Origin of the sequence: Lysobacter enzymogenes, from assembly GCF_017168095.1 — a bacterium.
Taxonomy (GTDB): Bacteria; Pseudomonadota; Gammaproteobacteria; order Xanthomonadales; family Xanthomonadaceae; genus Lysobacter; species Lysobacter enzymogenes_D.
On record NZ_LXSD01000221.1, the window covers coordinates 1 to 1,249 of the forward strand.

Below are 1,249 nucleotides of genomic sequence, written 5' to 3' on the forward strand. Positions count from 1 at the left end.
TGGTCGCGCCCGCCTGCCGCGCCGCGGTCGCCGCATCGGCGGCGCCTTCGGCCGCGCGCCGATGAGCGACGATCTCGCCCGCGCGCTGCGCCTGTTCGACGATTACGTCGACCTGCCCGCGCCCGAGCGCGAGCGCCGGCTGGCGGCGCTGGCGGCGAGCGATCCGCCGCTGCACGCGGCCCTGCGCGCCCTGCTCGATGCCGAGAGCGAGGACGCCGGTGTGCTCGACCGCTCGCCGGCGCAGATCGTCGCCGAGCGCCAGCCGCCGCCGGCGAACGCCGGAGCGGATGCGGACCGCGATGATCGCGATCGCGACGAGGACGAGGACGAGGACGACGACTCCGCCGACCTGCGCGTCGGCGCGCTGCTCGGCCCGTGGCGGATCGACCGCATCCTCGGCCGCGGCGGCATGGGCACGGTCTACGAAGCCCATCGCGACGACGGCCAATACCAGCAGCGCGTCGCGCTCAAATGCATCCGCAGCGGACTGGAATCGCCGGAGCTGGCCGCCGCGTTCCGCGAGGAACGCAACCTGCTCGCGCGCCTGGACCATCCCGGCATCGCCGGCGTGGTCGACGGCGGCATCGACGAGCAGGGGCGGCCGTGGTTCGCCCTGCGCCGGGTCGAGGGCGAACCGATCGACCAGTGGTGCGACCGCCGCGCGCTCGGCGTCGGCGCGCGCGTGGACCTGCTGCTGCAGGCCTGCGAGGCGCTGGCCTATGCGCATGCGCAGGGCGTGCTGCATCGCGACATCAAGCCGTCGAACCTGCTGGTGACCGCGCAGGGCCGGGTGCAGTTGCTCGACTTCGGCATCTCCACCCGCTTCGGCGGCGGCGAAGACGCGCGCGCGCACCTGGCGATCAGCCCCGACTACGCCGCCCCGGAAGCGCGCCAGCACGGCACCCAGGGGCCGGCCACCGACTTGTACATGCTCGGCGTGCTCAGCTATCGGCTGCTGTGCGGGCAATGGCCGACCCGGCTGCACAGCCTGCGCGAACTGGTGCCGCTCGCCGCGGCCGGCGCGCCCGAGCCGATGGACCGCCTGCTCGAGGATGCCGACGACGCGGTCGCGCGCCGCCGCGGCCTGGACGACGTCGCCGCGCTGCAGCGGGCGCTGGCCGGCGACCTGGCCGCGGTCGCGCTCAAGGCGGTGGCGAGCAAGCCGCAGGACCGCTATCCCAGCGTGGCCGAATTCGCCCGCGACCTGCGCGCCTGGCGCAGCCATCGCCCGGTCGGCGCGCGCCGCGGC

At 75.6% G+C, this 1,249-nt stretch carries 1 protein-coding gene; it reads left to right on the forward strand.

Features of this window, described 5'->3' with window-relative positions:
• Nucleotides 1-61: 61 nt before the first annotated feature.
• A partial coding sequence (locus tag A7A76_RS05695; protein WP_206410287.1) for a serine/threonine-protein kinase occupies nt 62-1,249 on the forward strand: 1,188 nt, incomplete at its 3' end.